This is a genomic window from Mycobacterium sp. pV006, assembly GCF_041287115.1.
In the GTDB taxonomy this organism is placed as follows: Bacteria; Actinomycetota; Actinomycetes; order Mycobacteriales; family Mycobacteriaceae; genus Mycobacterium.
Genome location: NZ_JBGGKT010000002.1, coordinates 56731 through 79932, shown reverse-complemented (window position 1 = coordinate 79932; position 23202 = coordinate 56731). Strand labels below are relative to the sequence as shown.

The following is a 23202-nucleotide window of genomic DNA, read 5'->3' as shown; positions in this document are numbered from 1 at the left end:
GGGATTTCGCGTCTGCTGGCCGGGCTGTCGGGGCGTTCTTGATCTGGGTCAAGGCGGTGGCGGTAGTTCTGCGGTGAAGTGGACTCGGGCCAACGGGCCCGGGCACATAGTCCGAAGGAGAAGGTCATGACCGCCATACTGCTCGTGGTACTCGGAATCGCTGTTGCGGCAGCGGTTTTGCTGATGCCGAAACCGGCGAGCGCACACTGCGACACCATGGACGGTCCGGTCGTCCAGGCGGGACAGCGCGCCGTGCGTAGCGGCAACGTCAACCACGCGCTGCCGTGGGTGCCCGCCGACGCCGAAGCCGAGGTCCGCAAGGCGTTCGCGGAACTTCCCGAGCTCGGTTTCCTGAACGAACTGGTGCGTATCCACCGCGCCGGTGAGGGGGCCGGTTTCGACGGGTTGAAGGAGTCGGGCGCTCCGATCGACGAAAAGGTCGCCGCCGCGGATCGCAGCGTCGCGATCGGCTCGCTCGAACCGCTGGCGGGACTGATTCCGGCCGAACAGATGCCCGAAGTGCAACGCCGCTTCGCCGACGTGCTCGCGCTGAAGGACTACGACGTCGACGACGTGCCCGCAGGCAGGGCCTACATCGCCGCCTATGTCCGGTTCTTCAAGTACGTCGAGGGCGAGCACCACGACCACGATCACCACGGGCTCGTGGGCGCCCACCACCACTGAGATGGTCACCCTGTCAGTCGTCCTCGCCACCGTCGCGGTCGCCGCGGCGGTGGCGCTGGTGGTGCGCCGTCACCTGTTCTTCGTCACCCGCGTGGAGTCGTGGTCGATGTGGCCGACACTGCGGCCCGGCCAGCGCGTCGCCACCGTGGTCGTGGGCCGCTCCAAGCGGATCGCCCGCGGTGACGTGGTGGTGGTCGACAGCGCCGAAGTCGGCCGCGTCCTGGTCAAACGGGTCGCCGGCGTCGCCGGAGACGCTGTCGAGGTCGCCGGGGTCTGCCGGGTGGTTCCGCAGGGGCACGTGTTCCTGGTGGGCGACAATGCCGCGCATTCTCACGACAGTCGTACCTGGGCCCAGCCGTTCCTGCCGCTGTCGGCGGTTCGCGGTCGGATGATCGGTCACGGCTCTCGGGCCGCGGCACGCAAAGCCTGCTCATCGCGGATCTCGACCGCGCGACCGGGACCGAGGCGCAGGGCTCCCGCGTTCTGCAACGATGACAACCGTCGACTCAGTGTTTCGGCCGTCGTGCCGAGATAAGACGCGAGGTCCTTCTTGCTCGACGGCAGGACAAACCGTGGCGAACCGGCATCGTGCGCAAGCTGCAGCAGATGGTCGACGAGTCGTTGTCCGACCGAGCGTCCGGTCAGCGACGCCACCAGCTGCTCGGCATCGGTCAGCCGGCGCGCCACCGTCTGCAGCATCGTCACCGCGACCGACGGCCGTTCGGTGAGGATGTCGAGGATCCTGCGCCGGCCGATCGAGCACAGCTCGCTGTCGACGAGGGCCGCGGCGAAGTAGTCGACCTCCGCTCCGGAGAGCACCGCCGTCTCGCCGAAGAACTCGCCCGGCCCGAGAATGCGGATCAGTTGCTCGCTGCCGTTGTCGAGCAGCCGGAACACCTTCACCCGACCTCGGTGGACGATGTGCAGGGCGGGTTGGGCCCCAGGCGCAACCACGTGCTCGTCGCGTCGATACCGGCGTGTGACCGCGACGCCGGCGATCCGCCGCCGGTCCTCGTCGGGCAGAGGCGCGAACAGCGGGACGACGCTGACGCATCGGAACTGATGGTCGTCGTGGCGATCTCCCACGGGGACAGGGTAAGGCGTTTCCGGCCCTTCAATCCGCAACCATGATCGCGTGCGCGACGGCCTGCCCGACCTCCTCGTCGGACAGCGAGCTTGTCTCGATGAGCGCGTGGGACAGCACCGCACGCACGATCAACTCCGCGGCCTGCTCGACGCTGACCCGCAGCCGGGCGGCGCTGATGTCGACGGCGGGCCGCACCACGCCTGCGACGGTCTGGACGAGATCCATGCGCGCATCCCCGATCGCCAGCGCGGCGTGCAGCAGCCAATGCGGCTCATGGGTCCGGACGTAGGCGAACGCGGCGTGGCCGCGCTGGTAGCGCAGGGCCGAGGCGACGACGGTGGCCACCTGCGCGGGCAGGTCGGCGCTGAGGTCGACGTCGGCCTGCACCGCGGCGAACATCAACCCGATCTCGTGGGCTGCCACGGCGCCGATCAAGCCGTCCTTGTCGCCGAACTCCCGGTAGGCGGTCGCGCGCGACACCTGCGCGTGGGCCGCGACGTCACGCAGCGTGATCCCGTCCACACCTCGCTCGGCGATGAGCGCGAGCGCCGACTGCAGCAGCGCGTCGAACGACCGGGTGGAGGCCACGACGGCATTCTTACCGGAGGTGTTGACCCACCGACACTACTGAGACTAATTTGAATTTCAGTCTCAGTTAGGAGTGCGCGTGACCGCATCGGTGGAGCCCTCGGTAGATCTGACCCCGTTCCCGGCGCTGCGCCGCTACCTCGACTCGCTGCCCGACGACGAACTCCGGTCCGCGCACACCCAGCTGTCCCGGCTGGGTCCGGCCGACCTGAGCAGCCTCGGCGTCAGCGAACCGCAGTACGCCGAACGTGACTATCGCGTCGAGCAGACCACCGGGACCATCCCCGCCGGACTGCGCGGCACGCTGTACCGCAACGGCCTGGGCCGCTGGGAGGATCACACCGGCCGCCCGCTGCGCCACTTGTTCGACGGCGACGGCATGCTCTCGGCCTTCACGATCGACGAGGAGGGTGTGCGCTACCGCAACCGCTATGTGCGCACACGCCATTTCCAGGGCAAGGGCGGCGTCAGCCACATGGGTACCGCCGCACCCGGTGGCTGGCGGTCCAACATCGGCCGGGTCCCGCCGAACCTGGCCAACACCAACGTCGTCGAGCACGCCGGCCACCTCTACGCGCTGTGGGAGGCCGGGCCGCCGCACGAGATCGACCCGGACACCCTCGAGACCGTCGGGGTGCGGCGGTTCGGTGGTCGATTGCGTTGGCTGGGTTCATATTCCGCGCACCCGAGCTTCTGCCCGGCCACCGGCGCGATGTTCAACTTCGGTGTCGAACTGCTGCCGCGTCCACACCTGCGGATCTACCACACCGACCGCACCGGCCGGCTGCGCCACTTCCGTTCCGCGCCGCTGCCCTACACCGCGATGGTGCACGACTTCGCGATCACCGAACGGTATCTCGTCTTCCTGGTCACGCCGCTGATTCCCGACGCGGTGCCGGTTCTGTTGGGGCGCGCCACCATCGGCGACACCTTGCGGTACCGTCCGGAGCGCGGAAGCGTCTTCGTGCTCGTACCGCGCGACGGCGGAGCGATCCGCCGCGTCGAGTGCGACGCCATCCTGCAGTTCCACCTGAGCAACGCGTTCGACGACGGGACCGACGTGGTGGTCGACGCCATCACCTACGACGACGGTCGGTTGATCGAGCGCATCGCACGGTTCCACACCGCCCCGCTCGACGACGTGCCCTCGACGTTCACCAGGTTCCGGGTCACCGCGTCCGGTCGCGTCCTGACCGAACCGCTGTCCGACAGCCCGTGTGAGTTCCCACGCCACCACCCGGACCGCGAGGGCCGGCCGCACCGCTACGCGTACTACAACACCCGGCGCCGGCTCGGCTCGTTCTACGACACCGTCACCAAGCTGGACCTGACCACCCGCACCGAACTCGATTACCCGGCGTCGGCGCCTGGCAACAGCTTCTGCGAACCGGTGTTCACCCCGCGCCCCGGCGCCACCGCCGAGGACGACGGATGGCTGCTGACCGTGGAGTACCAAGCCGACCGCCACGCCTCGCGACTGGTGATCCTCGACGCGAAGGATCCGGCGGCGGGACCGGTGGCGACCGCGCAGTTGACCCACCACGTCCCGCAGGGTTTCCACGGTAGTTTCGCGCCCGCCTGACAATCGCCCACCACACTTGACGCCTGTCAAGTGGTCTTGAGTACAGTCAGGCCATGCAGATCCGCGACACCGCCGTTGCCACCCCTGACAAGCCCGCCATCATCATGTATCCGTCCGGGACGGTCGTGACGTTCGGCGAACTCGAAGCGCGTGCGAACCGGTTGGCGCACCTGTTCCGCAAGGCCGGTCTGGTCGAGGGCGACGCCGTGGCGATCCTGATGGAGAACAACGAGCACATCCATGCCGTCATGTGGGCCGCTCGTCGCGCCGGCCTCTACTACGTCCCGATCAACACCCACCTGACCCCCGCCGAAGCCGCGTACATCATCGACAACAGCAGCGCCAAGGCCATCGTCGGCTCGGCCAAGCTGAAGGACACCCTGGCCGGGCTCGGCGACGAGCTGCCCAATGGGCTGCCCGAGTTGTTGGTGATCTCCGACGGTGAGCTCGACGGCTGGCTCAGCTACCCTGCGTGCGTCGCCGAGCTGCCCGACACCCCGATCGACGACGAGATCGAAGGCGACCTGCTGCAGTACTCGTCGGGCACCACCGGCCGGCCCAAGGGGATCAAACGCGAACTGCCGCACGTCCACCCGTCGGAGTCACCCGGCCTGATGGCCGCGCTCGTCTCGTTCTGGATGCACCCGGACGCGGTGTACCTCAGCCCCGCCCCGCTGTACCACACCGCGCCCTCGGTGTGGTCGATGCAAACCCAGGCCGGCGGCATCACCACCGTGGTGATGGAGAAGTTCGACCCCGAGGGCACCCTCGACGCGATCGCGAAACACAAAGTGACACATGGCCAGTTCGTGCCGGTGATGTTCACCCGGATGCTCAAGCTGCCCGAGGAGGTCCGCAAGTCCTACGACGTGTCGAGCCTCGAGCGGGTCATGCACGCCGCCGCGCCGTGCCCCGTGGAGATCAAGCAGCAGATGATCGACTGGTGGGGCCCGATCGTCGACGAGTACTACGCGTCCTCCGAAGCGCACGGCTCCACGCTGATCACCGCCGAGGAATGGCTCACCCGTCCCGGTTCGGTCGGCCGTCCGCTGACCGGCACGCTGCACATCTGCGACGAGGACGGCAACGAGCTGCCGCCGGGCCAGGCCGGGGAGATCTACTTCGAGGGCGGCTACGACTTCGAGTACCTCAACGACCCGACCAAGACCGAGTCGTCGCGGCACCCCCGCGGCTGGAAGACCGTCGGCGACATCGGTTACGTCGACGAGGACGGCTACCTGTTCCTGACCGACCGCCGGCATCACATGATCATCTCCGGTGGTGTGAACATCTACCCGCAGGAAGCCGAGAACCTGCTCGTCACCCACCCGAAGGTGATGGACGCCGCGGTGTTCGGGGTGCCCGACGAAGAGATGGGGCAGCGTGTCAAGGCCGTCGTGCAGACCGTCGATCAGGCCGACGCGACACCCGAGTTCGCCGAGGAACTGATCGCGTGGCTGCGGGACCGTCTGGCGCACTACAAGTGCCCGCGGTCCATCTCGTTCGAGGCGCAACTGCCGCGCACCGACACCGGCAAGCTGTACAAGCAGGAGCTGATAAAGAAGTACTCGTGATCCATGTCCGTGTCGTCGACGGCGCGCTGGTCGACGCCGACACCGCCGATGACGCGACATTCTCGCTGACCGAGCAGCCCACCGACGACCGGCGCGCGGTCACGGTGGGTTCTGTCGAGACGGCGCTGACCGAGATCGGGCAGCGGGTTGCGCAGTGGCCCCAGTCCGCGGCGGTGTGCGACGACGTGCTGCGCGCGCTGGACCCGGCGGCGCCGGCGTTCACGGGCGTGATCACCGAGTCCCTGGCGTATTCGACGCTGCAGTCCGGCGCCGAGTTCGCGCGGTGGCTCGCCGACCGGGGCCCGGCGCGGGTGCCGGGGACCGACGATCCGGTGCTGGCCGAGCGGGTCGACGACTGCCTGCACGTCACGTTCAACCGCCCGCACCGCCACAACGCGTTCTCCACCGACGCCCGCGCCGCGCTGCTCGACGCGCTCGAGGTCGCGCGCGTCGACCCGTCGGTGCGCGAGGTCGTGCTGAGCGGCAACGGTCCGTCGTTCTGCAGCGGCGGGGACCTCGCCGAGTTCGGCACCTTCGCCGACCCGGCCAGCGCCCACCTGGCCCGCACCCGGCACAGCCCGGCCCTGGTGCTCGACGAGATCACCGCTCGGCTCGGGCGCGCCTGCCGCGCCGAGATCCACGGCCAGGTGCAGGGCAGCGGCCTGGAGATGGCGGCGTTCTGCGGCTGGGTGCGCTGTCATCCCGACGCGGTGCTGGGCCTGCCGGAACTGGCGTTGGGGCTGATCCCCGGCGCCGGCGGCACCGTCAGCATCACCCGCCGCATCGGGCGCTGGCGCACCGCCTATCTGGTGCTGTCCGGCCGATCGGTCGACGCCGCCACCGCGCTGCGGTGGGGGCTGGTCGACGAAATCCTGCCGTGATCAGAGGCCGCCCCGGGCCACCAGCTGCGCGGCGATGACGTTGCGCTGGATCTCGTTGGTGCCCTCACCGACGATCATCAGCGGCGCGTCACGGAAGTAGCGCTCGACGTCGTACTCGGTGGAATAGCCGTAACCCCCGTGGATGCGCACCGCGTTCAACGCGATCTCCATCGCGACCTCGGAGGCGAACAGTTTGGCCATGCCGGCCTCCATGTCCGCGCGCTCGCCGCTGTCGTAACGGTCGGCCGCGTAGAGCGTGAGTTGGCGTGCCGCAGTCAGTTTCGTCGCCATGTCGGCCAGGTAGTTGCCGACGGACTGGTGCTTCCAGATCGGCTGCCCGAAGCTCTCCCGCTCTTGCGCGTAGCGCAGCGCGTCGTCGAGTGCCGCGGTGGCCACCCCGAGCGCCCGCGACGCCACCTGGATGCGACCGGTCTCCAGGCCCTTCATCATCTGCGCGAACCCCCTGCCGGGCTCACCGCCGAGGATGGCCGACGCCGGCACCCGGCAGTCCTCGAAGATCAGCTCGCAGCTCTCCACACCCTTGTAGCCGAGCTTGGGCAGGTCCCGCGACACGGACATGCCGGTCATACCCTGCTCGACGAGCACCACCGAGATGCCGCGGTGCCGCGGCGTGGCGGCCGGGTCGGTCTTGCACAGCAGCGCGATCAACCCCGACCGGCGGGCGTTGCTGATCCACGTCTTGGCGCCGTTGATGCTCAGCCCGCCGCCCTCGGACGGCAACGCGGTGGTGGTCATGTTCTGCAGGTCGGAACCGCCGCCCGGTTCGGTCAGCGCCATCGTGGCCCGGATCTCGCCGGTCGCCAGCTGCGGGAGGTAGCGCTGCTTCTGGTCATCGGTGCCGAACAGGTCGATCAGCTTGGCCACCACGGTGTGCCCGCCCATCGCGCCGGCCAGACTCATCCAGCCGCGCGCCAACTCCTGGGTGACCAGCACGTAGCAGCGCGTCGAGACCGGGGTGCCGCCGAACTCCTCGGGCACCGCCAGACCGTAGATCCCGATGCGCTTCATCTGCTCGATCCACGCCTCGGGGTAGGTGTTGGCGTGCTCGACGTCGCGTACCGTCGGCCTGACATCGCGGTCGATGAAGGTGCGTACCGTCTCGACCAGCATCGCCTCTTCATCGCTCAACCGGTCGTCCACGGGCCCTCCTTCTCGCTGATGCGGTCGACGTCAAACCTACGGCCCCTTTGACACCCTCCGGAAGCCGATGCCAGCATGGCCGACTGTGACTGGACATGGTCGATTCGCCGACGGCCCGTACTTCGAGGATCTCCACGTCGGGCAGGTGTTCGATTCGGCGCCTTCGATGACGTTGACCGCCGGCGTCGCCGCCGCCCACCAGACCATCCTGGGGGACCGGTTGCGTCTACCGCTCGACGCGGAACTGACCGCCGCGGTCACCGGTGCCACCGCCCCGATGGCGCATCCCGGCCTGGTGTGTGATGTCGCGATCGGCCAGTCCACCTTGGTGACCCAGCGGGTCAAGGCGAACCTGTTCTACCGGGGGCTGCGGTTCCACCGCTATCCGCTCATCGGGGACACTCTGTTCACCCGCACCGAAGTGGTTGGGCTGAAACAGAACTCGGCCAAACCGGGACGTGCGGCCACCGGCCTGGCGGCGTTGCGGATGACGACGATCGACGGTCTGGGCCGGCTCGTGCTCGACTTCTACCGCTGCGCGATGCTGCCGCTGCGCGACGACGCCGCCGACACGGGGCATCGCGACGACCTCTCGAGCATCGGCACCGACCTGGGGCCCGACCCCGACCCCGCCGCCGGCTGGGACGCCGACCTGTTCCGCGCCCGGGTCGCCGGGTCACATTTCGACACGTCGCTGGCCGGCGCCGTCGGCCACAGCACCGCCGACGTCGTCACCAGCGCACCGGAATTGGCTCGCCTCTCGCTGAACATCGCTGCCACCCATCATGATTCGCGAGTCGCCGGGCAACGCCTGGTGTACGGCGGACACACCATCGGTCTCGCGTTGGCCCAGGCGTGCCGGCTGCTGCCGAACCTGGTGACCGTCCTGGGCTGGGAGTCGTGCGATCACACCGGGCCGGTGCACGAAGGCGACACGCTCTACAGCGAGCTGACCGTCGAGTCGGCCGACGCGCTGCCCGAGGGCCGTGGAGGCCTGTTGCGGTTGCGCTCGCTGGTGTACGCCGACGCCGGTGGCGGCGGCGCCGACCGCCAGGTACTGGACTGGCGGTTCACGGCGCTGATGTTCTGAAGGCGCGTGTTCTGACGGGGCGCGCGGTCGCCCACAATGGAGCCGTGACGTCTGTGACCATCCCCGCCGCCGTGCTCGAGCACGCCGGTGCGGTGGCGCGGGACGTCGCCGATCTGGCCGGCGTGGCCGTCGACGCGACCGAACTGCTGACCGGACGCGCGGCACTGCTCAACCTGCCCGCGCCCGGCCGGATTTCGGCCGGCGGCGCGACGCGGCTGCTGCAGGGCGCCGACGGCTGGTGCGCGCTGACCCTGTCCCGGCCCGACGACGTCGACGCGGTGCCCGCGCTGGTGGAGGCCGACCGTGTCGACGACGCATGGACCGCCGTCGAGCAGCGCGCCCGCGAGATCGGCGTGACGGCGTTCGCGCAACGCGCCCGTCTGCTGGGGTTACCGGTGGGGGTGCACGGGGAGGCCGCCGCGCGACCGCCGGCGGTGACGCGACTCGGGGAGCGTGCGCAGGTAGACGTCGCCGACGCCCTGGTGGTGGATCTGTCGTCGATGTGGGCCGGCCCGCTGTGCGGCGCGCTGCTGGCCCGCGCGGGCGCCACCGTGGTCAAGGTGGAGACCGCGGCGCGGCCCGACGGCACCCGACTCGGGCCCCGGGTGTTCTTCGACTGGATCAACGGCGGCAAGCTCTCCTACCGGGCCGATCTGCACCATCCCGAACCGTTGCAGGCACTGCTGCGCGCCGCCGATGTCGTCATCGAATCCTCACGACCCGACGCGCTGCGCCGCCGCGGCCTCGGCCCGCACCAGGTGCCCGCCCGTCCCGGCCGGATCTGGCTGCGCGTCACCGGGCACGGGACCGAGGCGTCGCATGCCGACCGGGTGGCTTTCGGGGACGACGCGGCCGTGGCGGGCGGCCTGACCACCGGCCCCGCCGACGCGCCGTCGTTCTGCGGGGACGCGATCGCCGACCCGCTGACCGGGCTGCACGCCGCGCAGGCCGTGCTGGCCGCGGCGCGACGCGGCGGCGGTGAGCTGATCGACATCGCGATGGCCGCGGTGGCGGCCGGGTACGCGCACCTGTCGCAAGAGGATCCGACGAGTGCTCGAGCCGCCCCGCAGATCCACCGCGCGGCAGCTGATCTGGGTGCCGACAACGCGACCGTCGACCGGATCGTGGCCCAGCGGTCAGGTGTCGCATGCTGATCACCCGGGCGACCCTGCTCGACGGCACCCGCACCGACATCCGCACCGATCACCGCATCACCGAGATGGCACCCCGATTACCTTCTCGCCCGGGCGAATCCGTCTACGACACCGACGGCGGCACCGTGCTGCCCGGGCTGCACGACCACCACCTGCACGTGCGGGCGGCCGCTGCCGCGTCGACCTCGGTGCGCGTCGGACCCGAAGAGGTCACCGACCTGTCCCACCTGGCTGTGGTCCTCGCCAACGCCGCGCCCGACCACGACGGCTGGATCCGCGCGGTGGCCTACCACGAAGCCGCCGCCGGCGCGCTGGATCGCACCGTGCTCGACGCCGTCGCCCCCGATGTGCCCGTGCGCATCCAGCACCGCAGCGGCGTGCAATGGTTCATCAACTCGCCCGGCCTGGCCCGCCTCGGGCTGGCCGGACATCCCGACGGTGTGTTGGCCAGTGCGGACCCCCGATGGTCGGCCGCGCTGCGACGAACCGCACCCGATCTGACCGCCTTCAGCGCACAGCTGAGCGCATACGGTGTCACCGGAATCACCGACGCCACACCGGATCTCGACACCGATGACATCGCCGCACTGCACGCGGCCGCCCAGCGCGGCGAACTGCGTCAGCGCCTGCACATCCTGGCCCCGGGCAAACGGATCCTGCACGACGACGCGCTCGACCTCGACGAACTCGCCGCGTGGATCACCGACCGCCACGACGCCGATGTCCCAGTGGCACTGCACTGCGTCACCGCCGCCCAGTTGACCGTGGCCTTGGAGGCGTTGCGCACCGCCGGTCACCATCCCTGCGATCGCATCGAACACGCCGCGGTGGTCCCCGACGGCAGCCTGGATATGCTCGCCGCCGCCGGCGCCACCGTGGTGACCCAACCGAACTTCGTCGCCGAACGCGGCGAGCAATACCTGCGGGACGTGCCGGCCGACGAGCACCACGAGCTGTGGCGGGTCGCGGCGCTGCGCACCGCCGGGATCCCGGTCGCGCTGTCGACCGATGCGCCGTTCGGCGACGCCGACCCGTGGGCGGCCATGCGCGCCGCCGTCCACCGGCGCACCCGCACCGGCACCACACTCGGTGCGGCAGAACGTGTCTCACCCGCCGAGGCGTTGGCCATGTTCACCGGGAGCGCGCGGCATCCCGCCGTCCCCCGCACGGTCGCAGTGGGGGCCCCGGCAGACCTGTGTGTCCTGTCAGCCGGGCCGCAACAGGTGCTCGCCGAGCTGGACGCCGGGTTGATCGCGGCCACGGTCATCGGCGGCGAGATCGCCTACCGCAGCGGGTGACTCAGGCCGCCGCCGGCGCGAACGCCTCACGCAGCAACGCGCACTGGCTGGCGAAGAAGTCCCGCGACACCTGGGCTTTGGGCGCGATGCCGTCGAAACCGTGGAACGCGCCGTCGACCACCTTGACCTCGCAACGCACCCCGGCCTCCCGCAACCGCTCGGCGTAGGCGAGGTCCTCGTCGTGGAACAGGTCGAGGGTGCCCACGCCGATCCACGCCGGCGGCAGACCGGCCAGGTCGGTGCGGCGGGCGGGCACCGCGACGTCGCGGTCGGCGTCTTTCAGATATGCCGACCAGCCGAACTTGTTGCTCGAGTTGTTCCACAGCCGTAGACCGGGATGGTCGAGGTCGTCGCGCTCGACGGTCCGGTCGTCGAGCATCGGATACACCAGAATCTGTGCGGCCAGGTCGATCTCACCGCGGTCGCGGGTCAACAGAGCCAGCGCGGCAGCCAGCCCTCCGCCGGCGCTGGCGCCGCCGATGGCCACCCGGGTCCGGTCGACCCCGGGCAGCGTGACCATCCACTGCAGTGCGGCGTAGCAGTCCTCCAGCGGTGTCGGGTAGGGATGTTCGGGTGCCAGCCGATAGTTCACCGCGACGACGGTCGCCCCGAGTTCCTCGGCGAACCGGCGGCACAGCACGTCGTCCTGCGCGGCATCGCCGATGAGATAGCCGCCGCCGTGGATCCACAGCAGCGCAGGTCCGGTGTCCGGGCGATCGGCGGGCCGGTGCAGACGTACCTCGACGCCGGACGCCAGGGTCAGCGCCTCGGCGTCGTTGCGGGCCTTGCGCCACATCAGCCGGCTCGCGGCGCGCATGAACGGCAAGGTGGCCGGGGTGATCATCTGTTTGGGCAGGATGCGCGCGCTGCGGCGCAACTCGGGATGGAACTGGGCTTTCGGCACCAGCCCAGTATGCGCACCACCGCGGGCAGTCGCGGTCACTTCAGCAACGGATCGCGCGGCAGACCGAGGATGCGCTCGGCGATGCTGTTGCGGGTGATCTCGGAGGTGCCGCCCGCGATCGTCATCGCACGGTTGCCCATGTAGGCGCGGGTGAGGTGCTCGTTTGCGCCGGTGACCGCGGCCGTGCCGGTCAGGACGAACGCCAGTTCGGTCAGCCGCTGCCCGGATTCGGCGAGCAGCAGCTTGGTCACGTTGCCTTCCGGGCCGGGCTCGGCGCCGGAGATCGCGCGGGCCGCGCGCCGCAGGTTGAGCAGCTTGAGGGTGTGCTGCTCGGCGATGACGTCTGCGGCCGCCCGGACCCGGGTCGGGCCGTCGGGGGAGGCGTCGAGCAGCGCGACCAGGTCGGCCGGTGTGACCGCCGTCGGCGCGCCGGAACCGCCGCCGATGGAGACGCGTTCGTTGCCCAGGGTCGCGCGCGCCACCAGCCAGCCCTTGTTCACGTCGCCCACGACGTCGGAATCGGGCACGAACACGTCGTCGAAGAACACCTCGTTGAAGTGCGAGTCCCCGGTGATCCCCCGCAGCGGGTTGACGGTGACACCCTCGGCGGACATGTCGACGGCCATCATGGTCACGCCCGCATGTTTGGGTGCGTCGGGATCGGTGCGCACGGTGGCCAGTCCCCACTGGCACAGATGCGCCAGGCTGGTCCACACTTTCTGCCCGGTGATGCGCCAGCCGCCGTCGACCTTCTTGGCCGCGGTGCGCACCGCCGCCGCGTCGGAGCCCGCGCCCGGCTCGGAGAACAGCTGACACCACATCACCTGGCCGCGCAGCACCGGTTCCACCCAGCGTTCGCGCTGCTCGTCGGTGCCGGCTTGGGCGATCGTCAACGCCACCCAGCCGGTGATACCCATGTCGGGGCGGTCGATGTCGGCGAATTCCTCCTCGATCACCAGTTGTTCGAGGACGTCGGCGCCCCGCCCCCACGGCCGCGGCCAGTGCGGCACCAGGTAGCCGGAGTCGACGAGCGCGTCGCGCTGCTGCTCGGCGGGCAGGCCGGCGATCCGCGCGGCGGCCTCCCGGGCCTGGGCGCGGTAGTCGTCGGCCTCCGGCGGCAGCGAGAACGACGCGCCGTGGGCCCGGCCCTGGCGCTGCAGTTCCACCACATCGAGAGCCGGGTCGGCGCCGTCGGACAGCAGCGCCGACAGGGTGCGGGCCCGGCGCAGATAGAGATGCGCGTCGTGTTCCCAGGTGAAGCCGATGCCCCCGTGGAGCTGAATGTTGTTCTGGGTGTTGAAGATCTGGGCGCGTGCGGCCAGCGTCGCGGCCACCGCGGCGGCGAACTGCGCCGCATGCAGATCGTCGGAACGCGCCGCGTCCCAGGTGGCCGCCGTCGCGGTCTCGACCTCGACGAGCATGTTGGCCGCGTGGTGCTTGACCGCCTGGAACGTGCCGATGGTGCGGCCGAACTGTTCGCGGACCTTCGCGTACTCGACGGCCATCTCCAACACCGCCCAGCTGACACCGACCGCCTCGGCCGCGGCGAGGATCCGGAAGACGGTCCGGGCCGCCGTGGCAGCGCCGCGCAGGATGCGCGGGCCCGGGATCGACACCCCGCTGCACCGGACCGAGCCGAGGCTGCGGGTGGTGTCCAGCGCATCCGTCGGGGTCACCGTCACGCCGTCGGCGTGACGGTCGAGGACCACCACGTCGTCCCCGGCGACGAGAACCAGCAGGTCGGCGTCGGGCGCGCCGAGCACCGCGTCGATCTGTCCGTCGACGGTCCCGTCGGCGACGGCGAGCGCACCCCCGGCGCCGAAGGCCGCCACGGTGTCGCCGCCGGCCAGGCCCGGCAGCAGTTCGCGCCGCAGCGCGTCGTCGCCGCAGCGGTCGATCACCACCGCGGCGGCCACCGTGGGCAGGAACGGGCCGGGGGACAGGCGGCGGCCCTGGCACTCCAGCACGACCGCGAGTTCGGCAAGATCGAAGCCCGATCCCCCGTGCTCCTCGGGCAGGGCCAGTCCGATCCAACCGAGTTGCGCTGCGGCCGACCAGATCTCGCGCGGATGACATGATCCTTCGGCCAGCGTGGCCCGGGCCAGACCCAGCGCGTCGAGCCGGTCGAGCTGACCGGCCGCGGCATCGGCGAGGGCCAGGTGGTCTTCGGTGATCGCAAGAGCGGACTTACTCACGGCCTGAACCTACCGACGGCCCGGAATAGGGTCCGGGAGAGCAGAGAATGTGACTGGAGTCACAAATTTACTACAACTCAAAAAGAAGTAGACAACTTGCTCGCGATTGTCAGTTTGGTTTCCGCCCCCGGGGGTACGCTCGCGCCATGACGGAACGACCGGATGTCCGGTACCCCGGCCCCACCCTGACCACCCGCCTGCAATGGTTGCTGAAGGCCGGCCCGTCCGACTACATGCTGGCCGCCAGCGTGGCCTCAGCGTCCCTGCCGGTCATCGGCAAACACCTTGAGCCGCTGGGCGCATTGGCTGCGGCGGCGGTCTGGGGCTCCCGTCACGCCCCGGACTTCCTGACCTCGACCGCGAAGTCGCTGCTGAACCCGGCCGACCCGGAACTGAAGCAGTCGCAGCGGGCCTGTACCAACGAGGTCACCGAGGCCGCGCTGCGGGGCATCGTGAACCCGCAGGATCTGCAGATCGAATGGCCGGCAGCCGATACGAAACCGCCACTGTGGCGCATGCGGGACCACCGCCGCCACGTGCACAAGACCTCGGTGCGCTACGGCCCGCGGCCCACGCAACTGCTCGACGTGTGGCGGCGCGACGACCTTCCGGCCCAGCCCGCGCCGGTGATGATCTTCGTGCCCGGCGGCGCCTGGGTGCACGGCAGCCGGCTCCTGCAGGGCTACGCGTTGATGTCGCACCTGGCTGCGCAGGGCTGGGTCTGCCTGTCCATCGACTATCGGGTCTCGCCGCACAACCGCTGGCCGGCCCACATCGCCGACGTCAAGACCGCGATCGCGTGGGCGCGCGCCAACGTCGACCGGTTCGGCGGCGACCGCAACTTCGTGACCGTGGCCGGTTGTTCGGCCGGCGGCCACCTGGCCGCGCTGGCCGGACTGACCGCCAACGACCCGGAATTCCAGGACGAACTGCCCGAGGGCTCGGACACGTCGGTCGACGCCGTCGTCGGGATCTACGGCCGCTACTGCTGGGAGGACAAGTCGACCGTCGAGCGCGTGCGCTTCGTCGACTTCCTGGAACGCGTCGTGGTCAAGCGCTCGATCGACAAGCATCCCGAGGTGTTCCGCAAGGCATCGCCGATTGCACAGGTGCATCCGGATGCCCCGCCGTTCCTGGTCGTGCACGGCACCGGCGACAGCGTGATCCCGGTCGCGCAGGCGCGCAGCTTCGTGGAGCGGTTGCAGGGGGTGTCGCGGTCGCCGGTGGGATATGTGGAACTACCGGGCGCCGGCCACGGCTTCGACATGACCGACGGTGCGCGCACCGGGGCGATGTCGACCGCAGTTGGCTTGTTCCTCAACCACATTCATCGAAACCACCGCCTGGCTGCGGACAAGCAGGTTATATAGTACGCCTCCGACACTGGAGGTGACGTCGTGAAAAGGCTTCGCGGGTGGGATGCTGTGCTGCTGTACAGCGAAACACCCAACGTGCACATGCACACGCTGAAGCTGGCTGTCATCGAGCTCGACGATCTGGGCGGCGCCACATTCGGTGTCGAGGAGCTCCGCAAGGTCATCCACAGCAGGCTCTACAAGCTCGACCCGTTCCGGTGGGAGCTGGTCGACATCCCGTTCAAGTTCCATCACCCGATGTGGAGGGAGAACGCCGAAGTCGATCTCGACTACCACGTGCGGCCGTACCGCGTGGACGCGCCCGGCGGGCGTCGTCAACTCGACGAAGCGGTCGGCCGGCTCGCGAGCACCCCGCTGGACCGCAGCCGCCCGCTGTGGGAGATGTACCTCATCGAGGGCCTGGCCCACGGGCGCATCGCAGTGCTCGGCAAGATCCACCACGCGCTGGCCGACGGCGTTGCATCGGCGAATCTCCTTGCCCGCGGCATGGATCTGTCCGACGGACCGCAAAGCGACCGCGACTCCTACGTCACCGAACCACCGCCGTCCCGCGGTGAGCTGGTGCGCACGGCGTTCACCGATCATCTGCGCCAGATCGCGAAGATCCCGTCGGTGGTGCGCTACACGGCGCAGGGCGTGCGCCGGGTGCGTCAGAGTCCGCACAAACTGTCTCCCGAGCTGACCCGGCCGTTCACGCCGCCACCGTCGTTCATGAACCACATGCTGGATTCGACGCGCCGATTCGCCACTGCCACACTGGCTTTGGCTGAGGTGAAGGAGACCGGCAAGCACCTCGGCGTGACCATCAACGACATGGTCCTGTCGATGGCCGCCGGTGCACTGCGCACGCTGTCGCTGCGTCACGACGGACGCGCCGATCACCCGCTGCTGGCCTCGGTCCCGGTCAGCTTCGACTTCTCACCCGACCGGATCTCCGGCAACTACTTCACCGGGGTGCTGGTCAGCCTGCCCGTCGACGTCGAGGACCCGCTCGAGCGGGTCCGCGCCGCCCATGACGCCGCAGCTGCCGGCAAGGAGAGCAACACGCTGATCGGTCCGGAACTGGTCAGTCGGTGGTCGGCGTATCTGCCGCAGGCCCCGGCCGAGGCGCTGTTCCGGTGGCTGTCGAGTCGAGACGGTCAGAACAAGGTGATGAACCTGCCGATCTCGAATGTGCCCGGTCCGCGTGAGCGGGCCCGGGTGGGCGGTGCGCTGGTCACCGAGATCTACTCGGTCGGCCCGCTGACCGCCGGCAGTGGACTGAACATCACCGTGTGGAGCTACGTCGACCAGCTCAACATCTCGGTTCTGTCCGACGGCAGGACGCTCGATGATCCCCACGAACTCACCGACGCGATGGTCGAGGCGTTCCGTGAGATACGCCGTGCCGCCGGACTTTCCGACGAGCTCACCGTGGTCGAATCCGCGATGGCTCCATAGTCGGCTCGCCGACGTTATGCGGCGACCTTCTCCTTGCGGACGTCCTCGGCGGCATCGGCAACGGCCTCTTCCTCCGACTCGCCCTGGTTGCGGTAACGCTGCAGATAGACCTCGAACTTCTTGCGGTCGGTGTCACCGCGGATCGGGTCCAAGCCCAAGACGATGTCGCTGTCCGAGTCGGCGTTGGCGATCTGCCGGCGGCGCAGCATCACACAACCGATGGCCATCAACCAGGCCGCCACCATCGCGGTGCCCAGCGCCGGCGCGAACGAGGCGCCGTAGGCCAGGGAAGCGACGAACAGACCCAGGAAAAGGAAACCGATCAAAGTCAGTACATACGCGAATATCGGCCAAGGAGCGCTCTTCATGAACTTACGCATATCAACCTCCTAAATAAAACGCTACACGTAGCGTAGCGCTACACTTAGTGTAGCGTCAAGGGGCTCGCAACTATTCCGATCCAGGGGAGACCGCATGACCGCACCCGCAGCAGCACCGGCTGTCGACGGCATCGATGCGCGCATCCACCGTGCCGCGCTCGACCTGCTGCGTGCCCGGGGACCCCGGGCGGTGACGATGCAGGGCGTCACGGAAGCCACCGGCATCGCCAAGACCACCATCTACCGGCGCTACCCCAACCGACGCGCGCTGCTGGCCGCGGCGTTGGAGGAATTGGGCGAGCGGCTACCCGAGCCGGTCTCCGTCGACGCCGAGCAGCGCGTCCGGTGGGCGGTCACCCACTCCGTCGAGGTGGTCACCGCAGGCATCGGCGTCGGTGGGTTCGCGGCCCTGCTCACCGGCGAGGACCCGGATTTCAGCGACGCGTTCCGCACGATTCTCGGCGGACAGCGGGCCCAGGTGATCGACGCGCTGGGATGCGACGAGGCCACCGGCAACACACTGATCGACATGATCGTCGGCAGTTACGTCGCCGAGCACGCCCGCTCCGGCGGCGTCGACGACACCTGGACCGACCGGGTCGCCTCGCTGGTCGGTCAGCTGGTCGCGCGCTGACCGGTCCCGGCCGGGAGAGACGCGCGCCGCGCCTGCACCCACGACAGGAACGTCTCGACCGCCTGCGCGGTGTAGTGCGCGCGCGGTGAGCCGTAGTAGAAGTCGAACGCATGCTGGGCGTGCGGGATCTCCGCGTACACGACGGGCGCGGTGGACACCTTCTCCATCGCGGCGGCGAACTCGCGGCCCTCGGGGACCGGGATGATCGAATCGTCGGCGCCGTGCAGGATGAAGAACGGCGGCGCATCCGGGCGGACCCGCAGCAGCGGCGACGCGTCGGCATAGACGTCCCGGTTGCCGGACAGAGGTTTCTTGACCACCAATTTCTGCAGAAACGCGAGGAATTCCCGGCGGCCGCTGCCGCGCGCCGAGATCCAGTCGTAACGGCCGTAGATCGGGACCGCGGCCACCACCGACGTGTCGGCGTCCTCGAAACCGGGCTGGAACTGCGGATCGTCGGCCGTCAGGGCGACCAGCGACGCCAGATGGCCGCCCGCCGACCCGCCGGAGACCGCGACGAAGTCCGGATCACCGCCGTACTCGGCGATGTGTTCCTTGATCCAGGCCAATGCGCGCTTGGCATCGACGATGTGGTCGGGCCAGGTGTGCCGGGGGCTGACGCGGTAGTCGATCGACACGCACACCCACCCGTGGTCGGCCAGATGGCTCAGCAGCGGGTAAGCCTGCGGCCGGCGCATGCCGATGGCCCACGCTCCGCCCGGAATCTGCAGCAGCACAGGGGCCTTGCCGTCACGCGGCAGATCGGCCCGCCGCCAGATGTCTGCGCGGTTGGCCGACTTGTGCGGCCCGTACTGCACGGTTCCGGCCTTCTCCACATACCGGCGCCGGATCAGGTCGTTGGGCCACACGCCGATCAGCCGGCGTCGCGCCGACTTCGCGCGCTCGGCGATGGCCTGGTAGTCCTCGCCGAGTGCTTCCTGGAGCGGATCCTCGAAGTGCGGTTGCGCCGCGACGTTGCGGCGGTGGATCAGATACAGCAGAGCCCAGCTGAACGCGGTCAGCCCGAACGCGATGCGGCCCCGCGGGCCGCGGAAGTCACCGCGCACACCGCGACGCACCGCGTCGAGCATCGAGCCGGCCATGTACAGCGGCGACATCTCCGAGGTCGGCCAGCCGAACGCGAACACCGGCAGGGTCAGGTAGCCCTCGCGGGCCAGCGGGCGCACCCCGTTGGCGGCGTTGGCCAGTTCGATGGTGGCGCGGACCAGGGGGCGGGGCTTGAAGAACCTCAAGGCGATCGTGGGAACCCTTCCGTGCGATCTCGGACCGGGGGATGTCGGAGCCAAGGGCGAGGTTACGCGTCCGGTCCGCGGTTTCCGTCGTCACGCCCCACCACGAATAGCCGCCCGTCGGCGTCGAGAAACCCGCTATCGCCGGTGGGCAGGTAGCCGTCGTGGGCGTCACGGCGCCGACCCGACGTGTAACCGGTGGACGACGCGGGTGCGCGCACGTAGATGCGACCGACCTCACCGGGGCCGGTCGCGCGCAGGTCCCCGTCGAGGATCCGCAGGGCGGTGCCGTCGGTGGGCCGCCCCGCGGTGCCGGGGGCCGCGCGCAGGTCCCGTGGAGAGGCGGTGGCCAGCGTGCCGAATTCCGGGGTGTGGTAGCAGGTGTGGACGATGTCGCCGACGATGTCGCGCACCGCGGTGAGAACCTCCGAGCCGATTCCGGCGCCCGCCGCGGTGACGAACCGCAGGGACCGTCGGCCGCGTTGCCCGACGATCTCTTCGGGGAGCGCTGCGATGGCTCCGAGCAGCGCTGCATCCACGCACAGGCCGGTGGCGCGGTACTTGTCGACCAGGTCCAGGGCGTCCTGCGCGGCGGACACACGGGAGGTCACGACGGTCGCGGCGGTGAACGCGGAGAGCATGAGCTGCTGGTAACCCCACGACGACCACATCGGAGTGGCGACGACCACCGGTTCTTCTGCGCGCCAGGGGATACGGCCGAGGAGGTCGACGACGGTGCGCAGCCGGCCGCCCGTGTGCGCGACACCCCGCGGCGGGGAGTCGCAGGTCAGGAGGACGACCCGGGTCGTGTGCAACGTGCGCCGCGGCGTGCGGCCGTCACACGCGTCGATCATGCCGTCGACGCTGCGCTGCGCGCCGGTCGCGTCGGTCCAGGCGGCGATGCGTTCCGTGGGCGGCAGGCCGGCGAGGGCGGCGTCGAGGACGCCGGTGAACTCGTCGTCGTGGACGACGACGGTGGTCTTGCCCTCGCCCTCGGCGTCGAGCAGCCGCCGTACCGTCGCCGCATCGAGATCCGGTGAGAGCAGCAGGACCTCGCTGCCGGCCCGATGCGCGGCGAGCAGTGTGTCGACGACGTAGCGGTGGTTGCGCGCCAGCAGCGCGATCAGTTCGGGTGCGCCGCCGGGGGATTGCTGCAGCGCGGCGGCGAATGCGTCCGCCCGCCGGTCGATCTGGCGCCAGGTGAGGATGCCGCGCTCGTCGATCAGGCCGGCCCGATCCGGGCAGCGCTGCCGGGCAGCCGCGAAACCTGCGGCAAGGACCGAGCTTTCGCGCTGGAACGCATCGACCACACGCACGTATTTGTCCGGCCGCAGCGGCGCGAGCACACCCGTGCGCACCAGCCGGGAAGCCAGGCCGATGCTCTGGTTCAGCTGGCCCAGGACGTCCATGGAGTTACCCCAGGACCGGCAGCCTGCGCTCGGCGGCCAACTCGTCGAGGGCGCGCTGCATGACGCGCCGGACGTGGGCGTCGACCTCGTCGATATCGGGATCCTCGCCGAACTCGGCGACGATGTCGATCGGTTCCAACGCCTGCATGGTGATCTTGGTGGGCAGCGGGACATTGACCGGCAGCACGGCAGACAGCCCGAACGGGAACCCGAACGAGACCGGCAGGATCTTGGTGCGGAACATGCGTGCCACCGGGCCCAGCGCCTTGGCGATGTCGGTACCGCGGGTCAGGAACAGCTGGGCCTCCTGGCCGCCGATGCCGACGGTCGGGACGATCGGCACGCCGTTGTTCAGCGCCGCGCGCACGTAACCGGTGCGGCCACCGAAGTCGATCTTGTTCGCCGCCAGGGTGGGGCGGTACACGTCGTAATCGCCGCCGGGGAACACCACCACGACCCCACCGGAACGCAGCGCCTCGTCGGCGTTCTCGTGGTTGGCCGGGATGAACCCCGCCTTCTTGAAAAAGGTCCCGCTGGGCCCGACCATCAACATGTCGTGGCTGAGGGTGTACACGGGCCGGTCGAACCCGAACTTGTCGTAGAAGCCGCTGGCGAAGACGGGGACGTCCATGGGGAACAGGCCCCCGGAGTGGTTGGCCACCACCAGCGCGCCCCCGGCGGGGAAGTGCTCGAGCCCGCGCACCTCGGCGCGGTGGTAGCCCTTGAGGAAGGGGCGCAGCACGCTCATCACCCGCTCGGTCAGCACGGGATCCCACTTGGTGATCTCGGATGTCCTGATCTCGTCGCCCACAGCGACCCCCTCGTGGAATTGGAACATGTTCTAACCGCGGTATTTTACCCGCTGCTCACGGGGGTCCAAACGGTCACTCCGGCGGCAAGGTGCCCGAACCGCGCGCACGCACCGGCCCGGTCGCATAGGTTTCAGGTGGCTATGGCGGGACCTGGTCGGGGATTCCGCCATAGCCGACGCACCTCAGCAGGAAAAGTCATGGTGCGGCGTTGCCGCGGCGACGATACTCACTGACCGTGAGCGCCCCGCCCCGCCGAGACCGCCTTCGTGAACTCCTCGACGCGGTCACCGACGCCACGAACACCGATGTCGCGGGCATGGCGCGCAGCACCCACGCGTCGGAATTCCACTTCTCCCGGGAGGTGCGTCGACTGACCGGAGAATCTCCGGCCGCGCTGCGGCGACGCATCATGCTCGAACGCGCGGCATGGCGCCTGCAGCGCGGGGAGACGGTGTCGTCGGTGGCCGTCGACGAGGGCTGGTCCTCGGCAGAGGTGTTCTCCCGGGCATTCCGGCGGGCCTACGGCACGCCCCCGTCGGCGGCGGGCGCGGTGCCCTTCCGGTTGCCCGCGCCCAACGGGTTGCACTTCCACCCGCCGCAGGCGCTGTGGCTCGACGGCGATAAACCACCGGCGGCCGCCGCCGACGTCACCGACCTGATGGTCGCCCACGACCTCGACGACACCGCGTACCTGCTCGAGTGTGCGGCGGATCTGGACCCGCAGCAGTGGGTGGCCGAGACGCGGCCCGGGCAGACCGTGCTGGAGTGGGACGGAGAGGAACCCAGCGTCGGCGCGGTTCTCGGTGCGATCGTGTGGACCAAGGAGGTCTGGCTGGCCACGATCGAAGGTGACGACTTCCCGCCCCGGACGTCGACGTCGGCCCACCTGGTCGGTCCCGCGGAGCTCTCGGCGCACCACGAGTCCATCGGGAAGCGCTGGCGCACAACGATTTCAGACGTCGTCGCCGCCGGGCGGCTCGGTGACACGGTGATCGACGCGCTGTGCGATCCGCCGGAGTCGTTCCAGCTGCACGGGATCGTCGCCCACGTGCTGACGTACTCGGCGCACCGGCGTGAACTCGCCCGCGCGATGCTGGCCGGCCACGGTGTGACCGTCCGCCGCGGCGACCCGTTGGAGTGGATGAGGAGCCGCTGACATGAGTTGCGTCTACTACACCGCGGCCAGCCTCGACGGGTTCATCGTCGACACCGACGACAGCCTGGACTGGCTGACCTCCCGCGACATCGACGACGACGGGCCGTTCGCGATCCCGCCGTTCCTCGCGACCGTCGGCGCCCTGGTCATGGGTGCGACCACCTACGAGTGGATCGCGAAGAACCATCCGGGCGAATGGATGTACGAGCAGCCCTCGTGGGTGATGACCCGCCGGCCCGAGATCGTCGCCGCCGGTCACCCGGTGCGCACCTACGCCGGCTCCGCCGAACAGCTGTACCCGGAGCTGGTCGCCGCGGCCGCCGGCAAGACCGTCTGGGTGGTGGGCGGCGGGCAGGTGGCCGCCCAGTTCGTCGCAGCCGGCCTGGTCGACGAGATGATCGTCGCGTATGCGCCGTGTTCGCTGGGCGCGGGTGCGCGGCTGCTCCCGATGCGGTCCGAGTGGCGTCTGGCCGAATCCGCGGTCAACGGTGACTTCGTGGTCGCGCGTTGGTTTCACGTCGGGGACCCACCCGAACGAACGTAGTCT

The 23202-nt window shown here is 69.8% G+C and carries 21 protein-coding genes and 1 pseudogene; 13 read left to right on the top strand and 9 right to left on the bottom strand.

What is annotated here, in order from left to right; genetic code table 11:
* Nucleotides 1–126 precede the first annotated feature (126 nt).
* Both ACAG25_RS03600 and ACAG25_RS03595 read left to right on the top strand, forming a co-directional pair.
* On the top strand, nucleotides 127–684 hold the full coding sequence (locus ACAG25_RS03600) for a DUF6448 family protein (RefSeq protein WP_370486934.1): 558 nt from the start codon (nucleotides 127–129) through the stop codon (nucleotides 682–684).
* Nucleotides 605–1012 (top strand): annotated as a pseudogene (locus ACAG25_RS03595) (S26 family signal peptidase); the annotation flags it as partial. The gene ACAG25_RS03600 and the pseudogene ACAG25_RS03595, both read left to right, overlap by 80 nt.
* 68 nt (nucleotides 1013–1080) lie before the next feature.
* Here the strand turns inward: ACAG25_RS03595 and ACAG25_RS03590 are convergent.
* On the bottom strand, nucleotides 1081–1770 hold the full coding sequence (locus tag ACAG25_RS03590) for a Crp/Fnr family transcriptional regulator (protein WP_370486933.1): 690 nt from the start codon (nucleotides 1768–1770) through the stop codon (nucleotides 1081–1083).
* Between the two features lie 28 nt (nucleotides 1771–1798).
* Entirely contained in the window at nucleotides 1799–2359 is a 561-nt protein-coding gene (locus tag ACAG25_RS03585; RefSeq protein ID WP_370486932.1) for a TetR/AcrR family transcriptional regulator, read from the bottom strand.
* A gap of 79 nt (nucleotides 2360–2438) precedes the next feature.
* Here ACAG25_RS03585 and ACAG25_RS03580 point away from each other — a divergent pair, with 79 nt between their 5' ends.
* From ACAG25_RS03580 to ACAG25_RS03570, 3 genes are read left to right on the top strand one after another with little or no spacing between them, the layout of a single operon-like run.
* Entirely contained in the window at nucleotides 2439–3941 is a 1503-nt protein-coding gene (locus ACAG25_RS03580) for a carotenoid oxygenase family protein (protein WP_370486931.1), read from the top strand.
* Between the two features lie 53 nt (nucleotides 3942–3994).
* Complete coding sequence (gene fadD4, locus ACAG25_RS03575; RefSeq protein WP_370486930.1) at nucleotides 3995–5515, top strand: fatty-acid--CoA ligase FadD4; 1521 nt, start codon at nucleotides 3995–3997, stop codon at nucleotides 5513–5515.
* Nucleotides 5512–6396 (top strand): enoyl-CoA hydratase/isomerase family protein, encoded by an 885-nt coding sequence (locus tag ACAG25_RS03570; protein ID WP_370486929.1) that lies wholly within the window; start codon nucleotides 5512–5514, stop codon nucleotides 6394–6396. Before fadD4 ends, ACAG25_RS03570 begins: the two co-directional genes overlap by 4 nt.
* Here ACAG25_RS03570 and ACAG25_RS03565 read toward each other — a convergent pair whose 3' ends face one another.
* Nucleotides 6397–7557 (bottom strand): acyl-CoA dehydrogenase family protein, encoded by a 1161-nt coding sequence (locus tag ACAG25_RS03565; RefSeq protein ID WP_370486928.1) that lies wholly within the window; start codon nucleotides 7555–7557, stop codon nucleotides 6397–6399.
* A gap of 67 nt (nucleotides 7558–7624) precedes the next feature.
* Here ACAG25_RS03565 and ACAG25_RS03560 point away from each other — a divergent pair, with 67 nt between their 5' ends.
* The 3 genes from ACAG25_RS03560 to ACAG25_RS03550 are packed head-to-tail and all read left to right on the top strand — an operon-like array spanning nucleotide 7625 to nucleotide 11099.
* Complete coding sequence (locus ACAG25_RS03560) at nucleotides 7625–8647, top strand: MaoC family dehydratase (RefSeq protein WP_370486927.1); 1023 nt, start codon at nucleotides 7625–7627, stop codon at nucleotides 8645–8647.
* 44 nt (nucleotides 8648–8691) lie between these two features.
* Complete coding sequence (locus ACAG25_RS03555) at nucleotides 8692–9801, top strand: CoA transferase (protein WP_370486926.1); 1110 nt, start codon at nucleotides 8692–8694, stop codon at nucleotides 9799–9801.
* The gene (locus ACAG25_RS03550) at nucleotides 9795–11099 is read left to right on the top strand and encodes an amidohydrolase family protein (protein ID WP_370486925.1); all 1305 of its coding nucleotides are present in this window, start codon (nucleotides 9795–9797) and stop codon (nucleotides 11097–11099) included. The genes ACAG25_RS03555 and ACAG25_RS03550 overlap by 7 nt, the downstream gene beginning before the upstream one ends.
* Nucleotide 11100: 1 nt before the next feature.
* Here ACAG25_RS03550 and ACAG25_RS03545 read toward each other — a convergent pair whose 3' ends face one another.
* Both ACAG25_RS03545 and ACAG25_RS03540 read right to left on the bottom strand, forming a co-directional pair.
* Nucleotides 11101–12003: an alpha/beta hydrolase gene (locus tag ACAG25_RS03545; RefSeq protein ID WP_370486924.1), complete on the bottom strand. Its 903-nt coding sequence runs from the start codon at nucleotides 12001–12003 to the stop codon at nucleotides 11101–11103.
* 35 nt (nucleotides 12004–12038) lie between these two features.
* A complete protein-coding gene (locus ACAG25_RS03540) occupies nucleotides 12039–14198 on the bottom strand; it encodes an acyl-CoA dehydrogenase (RefSeq protein WP_370486923.1) in 2160 nt (719 codons plus the stop codon).
* A 146-nt stretch (nucleotides 14199–14344) separates the two neighbouring features.
* Here ACAG25_RS03540 and ACAG25_RS03535 point away from each other — a divergent pair, with 146 nt between their 5' ends.
* Nucleotides 14345–15568, top strand: a complete 1224-nt coding sequence (locus tag ACAG25_RS03535; RefSeq protein WP_370486922.1) for an alpha/beta hydrolase fold domain-containing protein — start codon at nucleotides 14345–14347, stop codon at nucleotides 15566–15568.
* A gap of 27 nt (nucleotides 15569–15595) precedes the next feature.
* The gene (locus ACAG25_RS03530; protein ID WP_370486921.1) at nucleotides 15596–17014 is read left to right on the top strand and encodes a wax ester/triacylglycerol synthase family O-acyltransferase; all 1419 of its coding nucleotides are present in this window, start codon (nucleotides 15596–15598) and stop codon (nucleotides 17012–17014) included.
* 14 nt (nucleotides 17015–17028) lie between these two features.
* On the opposite strand, the gene ACAG25_RS03525 is transcribed toward ACAG25_RS03530, so the two are convergent.
* Nucleotides 17029–17394: a hypothetical protein gene (locus ACAG25_RS03525; protein ID WP_370486920.1), complete on the bottom strand. Its 366-nt coding sequence runs from the start codon at nucleotides 17392–17394 to the stop codon at nucleotides 17029–17031.
* Between the two features lie 94 nt (nucleotides 17395–17488).
* Here ACAG25_RS03525 and ACAG25_RS03520 point away from each other — a divergent pair, with 94 nt between their 5' ends.
* Nucleotides 17489–18028 carry a TetR/AcrR family transcriptional regulator gene (locus ACAG25_RS03520; protein WP_370486919.1) on the top strand — a complete coding sequence of 180 codons (540 nt, stop codon included), beginning with the start codon at nucleotides 17489–17491 and terminating at the stop codon, nucleotides 18026–18028.
* Here ACAG25_RS03520 and ACAG25_RS03515 read toward each other — a convergent pair.
* The 3 genes from ACAG25_RS03515 to ACAG25_RS03505 form a co-directional block, all read right to left on the bottom strand.
* Nucleotides 18010–19281 (bottom strand): alpha/beta hydrolase, encoded by a 1272-nt coding sequence (locus ACAG25_RS03515; RefSeq protein WP_370486918.1) that lies wholly within the window; start codon nucleotides 19279–19281, stop codon nucleotides 18010–18012. The genes ACAG25_RS03520 and ACAG25_RS03515 overlap by 19 nt on opposite strands.
* Before the next feature lie 62 nt (nucleotides 19282–19343).
* A complete protein-coding gene (locus ACAG25_RS03510) occupies nucleotides 19344–20687 on the bottom strand; it encodes an AMP-binding protein (RefSeq protein WP_370486917.1) in 1344 nt (447 codons plus the stop codon).
* Nucleotides 20688–20691: 4 nt separating this feature from the next.
* Entirely contained in the window at nucleotides 20692–21525 is an 834-nt protein-coding gene (locus ACAG25_RS03505) for a 1-acyl-sn-glycerol-3-phosphate acyltransferase (protein WP_370486916.1), read from the bottom strand.
* 209 nt (nucleotides 21526–21734) lie between these two features.
* Between ACAG25_RS03505 and ACAG25_RS03500 the strand changes: the two genes are divergently transcribed.
* A complete protein-coding gene (locus tag ACAG25_RS03500) occupies nucleotides 21735–22655 on the top strand; it encodes a helix-turn-helix domain-containing protein (RefSeq protein ID WP_370486915.1) in 921 nt (306 codons plus the stop codon).
* Between the two features lies 1 nt (nucleotide 22656).
* Nucleotides 22657–23199 carry a dihydrofolate reductase family protein gene (locus ACAG25_RS03495; RefSeq protein WP_370486914.1) on the top strand — a complete coding sequence of 181 codons (543 nt, stop codon included), beginning with the start codon at nucleotides 22657–22659 and terminating at the stop codon, nucleotides 23197–23199.
* The last annotated feature ends 3 nt before the right edge of the window (nucleotides 23200–23202 follow it).